This window comes from Vibrio sp. V01_P9A10T6 (assembly GCF_963877065.1).
Classification (GTDB): Bacteria; Pseudomonadota; Gammaproteobacteria; order Enterobacterales; family Vibrionaceae; genus Vibrio; species Vibrio anguillarum.
In genome coordinates this window covers 1-9,129 of sequence record NZ_CAWNTB010000028.1, presented here as the reverse complement: position 1 = coordinate 9,129, position 9,129 = coordinate 1, and the positions used below count along the sequence as shown (strand labels likewise).

Annotated in this window: 8 protein-coding genes; 7 read left to right on the top strand and 1 reads right to left on the bottom strand. The window is 43.1% G+C overall.

Features of this window, described 5'->3' with window-relative positions; genetic code table 11:
- The first annotated feature begins 40 nt into the window (after positions 1-40).
- From AACQ21_RS01840 to citC, 4 genes are all read left to right on the top strand, one after another.
- On the top strand, positions 41-1,033 hold the full coding sequence (locus AACQ21_RS01840) for a Bug family tripartite tricarboxylate transporter substrate binding protein (protein WP_013856993.1): 993 nt from the start codon (positions 41-43) through the stop codon (positions 1,031-1,033).
- Positions 1,034-1,128: 95 nt separating this feature from the next.
- The gene (locus tag AACQ21_RS01835) at positions 1,129-1,623 is read left to right on the top strand and encodes a tripartite tricarboxylate transporter TctB family protein (RefSeq protein ID WP_019281353.1); all 495 of its coding nucleotides are present in this window, start codon (positions 1,129-1,131) and stop codon (positions 1,621-1,623) included.
- Between the two features lie 11 nt (positions 1,624-1,634).
- On the top strand, positions 1,635-3,140 hold the full coding sequence (locus AACQ21_RS01830; RefSeq protein WP_013856991.1) for a tripartite tricarboxylate transporter permease: 1,506 nt from the start codon (positions 1,635-1,637) through the stop codon (positions 3,138-3,140).
- A gap of 259 nt (positions 3,141-3,399) precedes the next feature.
- Complete coding sequence (gene citC, locus AACQ21_RS01825) at positions 3,400-4,491, top strand: [citrate (pro-3S)-lyase] ligase (RefSeq protein WP_105976968.1); 1,092 nt, start codon at positions 3,400-3,402, stop codon at positions 4,489-4,491.
- Between the two features lie 113 nt (positions 4,492-4,604).
- On the opposite strand, the gene citX is transcribed toward citC, so the two are convergent.
- Positions 4,605-5,135: a citrate lyase holo-[acyl-carrier protein] synthase gene (citX, locus tag AACQ21_RS01820; protein ID WP_013856989.1), complete on the bottom strand. Its 531-nt coding sequence runs from the start codon at positions 5,133-5,135 to the stop codon at positions 4,605-4,607.
- A 428-nt stretch (positions 5,136-5,563) separates the two neighbouring features.
- On the opposite strand from citX, the gene AACQ21_RS01815 reads away from it, so the two are divergent.
- From AACQ21_RS01815 to AACQ21_RS01805, 3 genes are read left to right on the top strand one after another with little or no spacing between them, the layout of a single operon-like run.
- Positions 5,564-5,803: an OadG family protein gene (locus AACQ21_RS01815; protein ID WP_019281352.1), complete on the top strand. Its 240-nt coding sequence runs from the start codon at positions 5,564-5,566 to the stop codon at positions 5,801-5,803.
- Between the two features lie 27 nt (positions 5,804-5,830).
- Complete coding sequence (gene oadA, locus AACQ21_RS01810; protein ID WP_105976967.1) at positions 5,831-7,627, top strand: sodium-extruding oxaloacetate decarboxylase subunit alpha; 1,797 nt, start codon at positions 5,831-5,833, stop codon at positions 7,625-7,627.
- A 9-nt stretch (positions 7,628-7,636) separates the two neighbouring features.
- Positions 7,637-8,941: a sodium ion-translocating decarboxylase subunit beta gene (locus tag AACQ21_RS01805; protein ID WP_105976966.1), complete on the top strand. Its 1,305-nt coding sequence runs from the start codon at positions 7,637-7,639 to the stop codon at positions 8,939-8,941.
- The last annotated feature ends 188 nt before the right edge of the window (positions 8,942-9,129 follow it).

The following is a 9,129-nucleotide window of genomic DNA, read 5'->3' as shown; positions in this document are numbered from 1 at the left end:
GTTGAGCTAAAGGGAATAACTATAAATAATAGGTACAATAATGAATATGAAACTAAAGAGTATACTGATCAGCACAGCGATTGCCTCTATCTGCGCTATTCCTGTAGGAACGGTAATGGCGAAAGATTATCCGCCTAAAACAATCTCATTTATAGCCCCAGCAGGTGCTGGTGGTGGTTGGGACTTAACCATTCGTACCGTTGCTAAGACCCTAAAAGATACCAACTTAGTCGAATCGAATTTACCGATCACTAACCGCCCTGGTGGTGGTGGTGCCGTTAACTTAGCTTATATGCAAACGCAAAAAGACAGTGACAAATTAATTGCTGTTTATTCTCCACCTATTTTGCTTACTCACCTTACTGGTGCAAGCAAATACAGCTATGAGGATACGACGCCATTAGCCCGTTTGATCACTGACTATGGCGCATTCGTCGTTTCAAAAGATTCAAAATACACCTCAATCAATCAAGTGATGGATGCGCTTAAAAAGGATCCAAAGAGCGTTAAAATTGGTGGAACATCGGCTGCAGGCAGTATGGATCACATTCAATTTCTGATGATTGCGAAAGCAGCAAGCGTACCGAACCTAAACCAGATTGATTACATTTCCTTTCAGGACGGCGGCGCGGTGGCTCAAGTATTGGGTGGACACGTTGACCTCATTTCGACCGGTCTTGGTGATGTCGCTCAATTGGTTGAAAGCGGTAACCTAGTAGCGCTGGCACACACAGCTAATAAACGAATTGGTGAAGGCGAAGTTGCTAAGATTCCAACAGTGAAAGAACAAGGAATTGATGCGACTTTCGAAAACTGGCGTGGGTTATTTGGCCCGAAAGATATGCCTGATTACGCGGTCACTTATTGGAATGCCAAGTTAAAACAAATGGCGGAAACATCAGAGTGGGCGGAAGCACGCAAACGTCATGGCTGGGATGATGCTTACCAGAATAGTGAGGAATTCACTCAATTTTTGGCAACCACTAATGAGCAATATAAAGAGATCCTAGCGGAAATATTTAAGAAAAAATAATTCATCTTAAATATTGGGGGCTCAGAGTGTTGTCGTGTCCCCGAATTCTTTCCAATCGCATTGTTTCTCAATCATTCCTCGCAAAAGGGTTACATATGGAAAATAACAAGATTCGTCCAAACTGGGATGCTTTTACAGGTTTGTTTAGCGTCGGATTTGGTCTTATATATGGAGGCATGACTTATACCATGCCAAGAGCTGCCTTCGGCAACCCACTTGATCCTATTTATTTCCCAATGGGCATTGCAGTACTTGCTCTGATGGTAGGTTGCATTCTTCTGGCTAAAAGTAACATGAGAGCCTCTGTCATGGCTTTTATTGCTTTGATTAATGAAGATGAAGTGAAGAAGTTTGATCGTAAAAGAATTTTATATACCTGCATTGTTTCTGTTGGTTACGCTCTGATTTTCGACCCACTTGGCTATGTAATCAGCACCTTCTTCTTCTTGTTTTCAATGTTGACGATCACTAGTGGAATCAAGGCATGGAAACAAAGCATCTTGGTTGCATTAGCGTTCTCTGTCTGCGTGTATTTTGTGTTCAGCACGTTACTAAGCATTAGTCTTCCACCATTACCGTTTATGGAATAAGGCAAATAATTATGACTGATATTTTTGTTAACTTAATGAATGGTTTTGGTATCGCTTTTCAACCTTATCATCTATTACTAGTCACGTTAGGTGGCATATTGGGTACTGTTGTGGGAATGCTTCCAGGCTTAGGCCCCGCAACGGGTGTTGCTGTTCTGCTTCCCATGACGTTTGCTATGGGGCCGACGGCCGCCTTGATCACTATGACGGGTGTTTACATTGGGGCGATGTTTGGTGGTTCTCGTAGCTCGATCTTGATCAATACTCCCGGAGATGGTGCCGCCTTGGCGGCAACCTTCGATGGCTACCCGATGGCGATGAAGGGCAGAGCAGAATCCGCGTTAGCGATTTCAGCGATTGCTTCTTTGATCGGCGGTACGATAGCCGCAATTTTAATGACACTACTTGCTGAACCTGTTGCAGGATTCGCGCTTAAATTTGGTCCTGCGGAATACTTTTTGTTGATGGTGGCTGCGTTGTCCATGACCGCATCCATGTCGAAAGGCAATATGTTGAAAGGTTTCTTATCCATGGTAATCGGTCTTGCTATTGCAACAGTCGGTATTGATGCGCAAAGTGGAGCAGAACGATTTACATTTGGTAATTTACACCTTCAAACGGGTATTGATTTTCTGGTGGTGATTATCGGTATTTACGCAATGGGTGAAGTCTTTAAGAGCTTCAGTTCGTTAAGTAAAGGCACGAAAAAAGCACAAACCAAATTCAAACGCATTTGGATTGAAGGGGATGACTGGAAACGTTCCAAATGGGCTATTCTTCGCAGTGCTCCCATTGGTTTCATCATCGGTTCCTTGCCCGGTGCGGGTGGGACTATGGCCTCGTTAATGTGCTACAACAACGAAAAGCAGCTTTCAAAACACAGTGAAGAGTTTGGCCATGGTGCAATTGAAGGCCTTGCAGCACCAGAGTCGGCTAACAACGCTGCATCGATTGGTGCAATGATCCCGATGTTGTCGCTCGGTGTTCCAGGTTCTGGTACGACGGCCGTCATGATGGGTGCGTTACTGATGTTGGGTATTCAGCCTGGACCATTGCTATTTGTACAGCATGCTGATGTGGCTTGGGGTCTGATTGCAAGTATGTTTGTAGCAAACATCATTCTGGCTATAGTGAATATTCCTCTGGCAGGTTTGTTAGTACGAGTGTTAGCCATTCCACCTAAAGTGTTATACCCAATTGTATTAGGTTTGGCATTTATCGGTTGTTACGCGATCAGTAGCTCAGTGATTGAGTTTTACATTCTGATCATCTTGGGTGTGGCTGGTGTGATCATGAAGCGAGTGAATATCCCCACTGCGCCTATGATTCTTGCCGTGATAGTGGGTGGCACCATGGAGCAATCATTCCGCCAAGCGTTTAGGATTTCCAATCAAGATTTATCTATTTTTGCAGGCTCAACCGTATCACAGGTATTAATTGCTATTACTGTATTGTCAATTGCACTACCACTATTTGGTATGTACAGAAAGACAAAACAAACATCACAGCCAGCATAATTTTCGAGTTCTTTAAACGAGATGAAATTTAGTGTTGCATTGATGTAAATAGCGACAAAACCCTCCATCGAATAGATGGAGGGTTTTGTCATTAATATAAAATCAAATGGTATTGGTTAAATATTATCCAAAAATGCTGAATTAATTCATTAACGCCATTTAAATAATTAATCATTGATACCCTATATGATGAAACTCAACGTTAGTCAGTCAAAGAAACAAGATAATTTGTTGGTGAATTTTTAAATGAGAAAGGCCTGTGCTCACGTCATACAGTTTTGAACGAATAAAAAAGAGCAATGCAAGAAGAATGGAGCCCGTCAGTCTATTCTTGCAAAAAATGGGACTCGGGGTTGATGCGGATGTTGAACTCTTTGTCATCGCTTACTATAACCAATCCATTGTTGGATGCGGTGGTTTGGCGGGGAATACACTCAAGTCCGTTGCGGTAGACACTCAGCACCAAGGACAAGGGTTATCAACAACATTATTAAGTGAATTGGTCACGCTTGCTTACGATTTGGGGCGTTACAATCTTTTTATTTACACCAAACCTGAAAATTACGCGATGTTTCACAGTGCGGGTTTTTATTTGCTTACCGCTGTAAAAGGGCGCGTCATTCTGCTAGAAAACAGCAAGTCCCGGCTCACCGATTATTGCCACCAACTCTCAAAGCTAAAGCAACCTGGCAATCACATCGGAAGTATTGTGATGAATGCCAATCCTTTTACGAGAGGGCATCGTTACCTGATTGAACAGGCCGCTCAACAATGCGATTGGGTCCATTTGTTTGTGGTTAAAGAGGATCGTTCCTTTTTTTCTTATCAAGATCGCTTAGCAATGATACGTTCAGGTGTGAAAGATCTAAAAAATGTCATTATCCACGAAGGTTCAGACTATATTATTTCGCGCGCGACTTTTCCTAGTTACTTTCTCAAAGATGAAGGGGTGACGAACTACTGTCATACTGCGGTCGATCTGCAATTATTTCGCAATTATATTGCACCCGCATTGGGGATCACACGTAGGTATGTGGGAACTGAACCTATTTGCGCCGTTACACGTTTTTATAATCAGCAGATGCTGCAATGGTTGACTACACCGACGTTAGACAGTGCGCCGATCGCTTTGATTGAGCTTCCACGGACAGAAAAAGCCAATACGCCAATTTCGGCGTCATTAGTGAGAAATCTACTGTTCGATAATCAATGGGATATGGTTGCGCAACTTGTTCCAGAAACGACCCTTAACTATTTGAAGCCGTTATTTAGCCTTGATACATCCGTTTACCAAGTAAAGAGAAGAACGATGGCGATGAAAGATAGAGGCAATATCGCAATACAATGTTGAATGCATACCAATGCAAAAGCGCCGCAATGCAAGGGCGCTTTTATTTATTACACTCATTGTGCCGATGGGCTCGAATGAAAATCGCGTTTACATATTTAACTAACGACTAGTTTTTAACTATAGCTGTAAGCCTGATTACATAATGAAACGATACATTTTTCTAGCTCATCCAATGCATGTTGGTGAGTCGATGAACATTTCTGTACTGGCTGGCCACACATTAGGCACTGCCGTGGTGCCATACCACAAGATTTTCTAGAAATGGTTTTCCCTCGCAGACACATTACATCGATATTAAATAACGTACCTAAAGGGTGTATCTGTTCAATATCGATCATCGCTTTTTTTACAACGTTAGCCGATGCAATCTGAGTAATATAATAGGCTTCTGAACCAAAATTGGAATGGATTATCTGACGATGCAGTACCTGTGATCTGAGTGCATTGATCTTTTCATTTATAGCATCAAGTGCGCTATTGAATATCACTTCGGTGTATCTTTTTTGAGCTAATTCAATCGGCAAATTTAATGTAAGCGTGATCAGGGGCGCCTGAAATTGCTTTAAGAGTTGAGATTGACGTTCAATTCTTTGTTGTAGATTTGTCAAATTGTCTATGGTGTTACGGTATTGGTTGCTTTGCATGGTGTTTTCTCATTTTGGCATATCCCATATTTAAACCATAACGGCGAAATGATGATCAAAATTTGAATTAGCGGACAATTACACGCAGCACTTGAGTTTTAAATGACCTTAATGATGTTAATTATTCCTTGCTGACATCCGGTCACTATAAAGTTGGCTACCATTATCTGCTATTTCGTCACTTTCCTGTTTGATTGGGTTTAAATATGGGCTTGTTCCCAGCTTATTTGGTTATTTAGGTGTGCTTGATGTAAATTGTTTGTCATCAATTTGATGAATTTAAACGGTATTTACATCAATATGAATTAAATAAATAAACACCATTTAAGTTGTTTAATGGTGTCATTTGAATGATGAAGTTCACGAAGTCCATAAGCTTCACTCAGTAGACTAATCTCACCGATTTTAATGTGGGTTTTAGAATAACCATGAGCCAAGATCCAATTATTTATGAAGGCATAACCCTAATGGCATTAGGCATGGGGTTTGTGTTTTGTTTCCTATTGTTGCTGGTGGGCGCAATTAGAGTGTTGACCAGTCTCTCATCTTATTTTTTACCAGTGTTAATCAACAAGCCTACAGTGTCAGATAAAACCACGGCACCTGAAGATACGCTTGTCGCTGCCATTTCTGCAGCCCTTCACCACCATAAGAAAAAATTCAGTTAATCATGATTCGAATATAGGGGATTTTTAATGTCTAATAACAATAAACCACTTGGCATCACCGATGTCGTTTTGCGCGATGCGCATCAATCTCTTTTTGCTACTCGCTTACGTCTTGATGACATGTTACCCATCGCATCGGAACTTGATCAAATTGGTTACTGGTCCTTGGAAACGTGGGGCGGAGCCACGTTCGATTCATGCATCCGCTTTTTAGGGGAAGACCCATGGCATCGGTTGCGCGAGCTTAAAAAGGCGATGCCAAATACCAAGCAACAAATGCTATTTAGAGGACAGAACATCCTTGGCTATCGCCATTATGCTGATGATGTTGTTGATAAATTTGTTGAGCGTGCTGTTGTCAACGGAATGGACGTATTTCGTGTGTTTGATGCATTAAACGATGTACGCAACATGAAACAGGCCATTCAGTCCGTCAATAAGTATGGAGCTCATGCTCAAGGCACCATTTGCTATACCACGAGCCCAGTTCACACCATGCAATCTTGGGTTGATGTGGCGGAGCAATTAGTAGAGTGCGGTGTGCAATCCATCGCAATCAAAGATATGGCGGGTGTTATGACGCCGTATGAAGCCAGCGAATTGGTTTCTACACTGAAAAAACAGCTTGATATAGAGCTTCATTTACACTGTCATTCAACGGCAGGCCTTGCTGATATGACATTACTGAAGGCCATTGAGGCTGGAGTGGATCGCGTTGATACTGCCATTTCTTCGATGAGTGGTACTTATGGCCATCCTTGTACTGAGTCCATAGTCGCGGCCTTAAAAGAGACAGGACGTGATACCGGGTTAGACATCTACAAATTAGAGAGTATCGCCGCTTATTTCCGTGAAATTCGCAAAAAATATCATGCTTTCGAAGGGCAGCTAAAAGGAGCCGATTCACGTATTTTAGTGGCTCAAGTGCCTGGCGGCATGCTGACCAATATGGAAAGCCAACTCAAACAGCAAAATGCACTTGATAAAATAGACGAAGTGCTGAAAGAGATCCCTCGCGTAAGAGAAGATCTCGGTTTTATTCCACTGGTTACCCCAACGTCACAAATCGTAGGCACGCAAGCGGTGATCAATGTGATGATGGGTGAGCGTTACAAAACCATCACCAAGGAAACGGCTGGTGTTCTTAAAGGAGAATACGGACAGACACCAGCGCCAGTGAATGCCGAACTTCAAGCGAAAGTGCTGAAAGGCGCAGCGGCAATCACTTGTCGACCTGCTGATTTAATTGAACCAGAAATCAATACGTTGTCATTGAGTGTTCAAGCACAGGCCAAAGAGAGAAATATCTCTTTAGTTGAAGAGGTGATTGACGATGTTCTTACCATAGCACTGTTTGACCAGGTGGGTTGGAAGTTCTTAGAAAATAGAATGAATCCAGCTGCATTTGAGCCTAAGCCTTGTATTGCTGAGGTGAAAGCCCCCGTTGTGGCCTGCAAAGAAGAACAAGCGATCTATACCGTGAGTGTTAATAACCAAAGCTACGTTGTTCAAATCAACGAAGGCGGTGATCCACAGGTTCTTGCAACTGCGTCCAACGTTTCCCCCAAAGCAGCGGCTGCTTCGGCATCCCCTAGTGCTCCTTCAGGTAACGCTGAAACAGTGGCTGCTCCTCTGGCAGGCAACATTTGGAAAATACACACCAAGGTAGGAGATGTAGTCGAAGAAGGCCAAGTACTGCTGATTTTAGAAGCCATGAAAATGGAAACGGAAATCCGCGCAGCCCGAGATGGCATTATTGAAAAGTTGAGTGTCTCTGAAGGGGATTCCGTGCAGGTTGGTGATGCTTTGATGGCGTTAGCGTAAGGAACGATGATGGACAGTATTTTAGCGCTAATCAATGATTTCGGATTTTTCCATTTACAGCTAGGCCAAGCCGTTATGATTATCATCGGTCTTTTGTTGCTGTACTTGGCCATAGTGAAGAAGTTCGAACCTTTACTGCTAGTGCCGATTGGTTTCGGCGGAATTTTAGCAAACTTGCCAGATGCAAACCTAGCCGTTAATGCAATAGAAGCGGCGATCTACGCTGGGAAAAGCGATGTTATGAGCGCTTTTTCCTCTGTGCTTAATATCACGGAAGCGGCTCCTGATTCGGTGAAGCACGCGCTTGAGATGGCGACTCCGCTACAAAAAATGAATTTGCATTTATTGGCTGAACAATTCAATTACAGCGATGGTATGTTGTATACCTTCTATAGCGTGGTGATTGCATCTGGTGTGGGCCCGTTGGTCATTTTCATGGGCGTGGGGGCTATGACGGATTTTGGCCCACTATTGGCGAACCCCAAAACCTTGTTGCTAGGAGCCGCTGCTCAATTTGGTATCTTCGCTACCGTTCTTGGTGCGTTAGGTCTTAGTCAATTGGGGCTGATGGACTTTAGTGTGGCTCAGGCTGCGGCTATCGGTATCATTGGGGGGGCTGATGGCCCTACTGCGATTTATGTTTCGAGTATGCTAGCGCCAGAATTACTGGGTGCTATTGCTGTTGCCGCTTACTCATACATGGCGTTGGTTCCTATGATTCAACCGCCGATTATGCGTGCGCTGACCACGGAAGCAGAGCGTAAAATTCAAATGACTCAGCTTAGAACCGTTAGTAAAGTTGAAAAAGTTTGCTTCCCGTTAATGCTGCTTATTTTGATTGCGATGTTGCTGCCTTCGGCCACGCCACTACTTGGGATGTTTTGCTTTGGCAACTTAATGCGCGAGTGTGGGGTGGTGGAACGGCTCAGTGATACTGCTCAAAATGCCTTAATTAACATCGTTACGATATTTCTTGGATTGTCGGTAGGTTCGAAGTTGATGGCAGACAAGTTCTTGCAACCTCAAACCTTAGGTATTTTAGCGTTGGGTATTGTTGCGTTCTGTGTGGGTACAGCGGCGGGTCTGCTAATGGCAAAAGCCATGAATCGTATCTGCACCGAAAAAGTGAACCCGCTTATTGGTTCTGCAGGGGTTTCGGCGGTACCGATGGCAGCGCGAGTCAGTAATAAATTGGGTCTAGAAGCTAATTCACAAAACTTTTTATTGATGCACGCGATGGGACCAAACGTGGCTGGTGTTATCGGTTCGGCCGTAGCGGCTGGAGTAATGATCAAGTATGTGATCGGAGGCTAACCGTAATTTAAAAAGGAAGATCACGGTATCTTCCTTTTTATTATTTTGCCAAGCAAAATATCCGATGAATATACTAAATAAGAAATTTAATTAAAGGAAAGTTTCGAGTATGAGCATTAATTCTATGCAAATAGTGGCAAGGATGAAAAATGGTCTATCATTTAGAAATCGGGTATTTATATTAATAT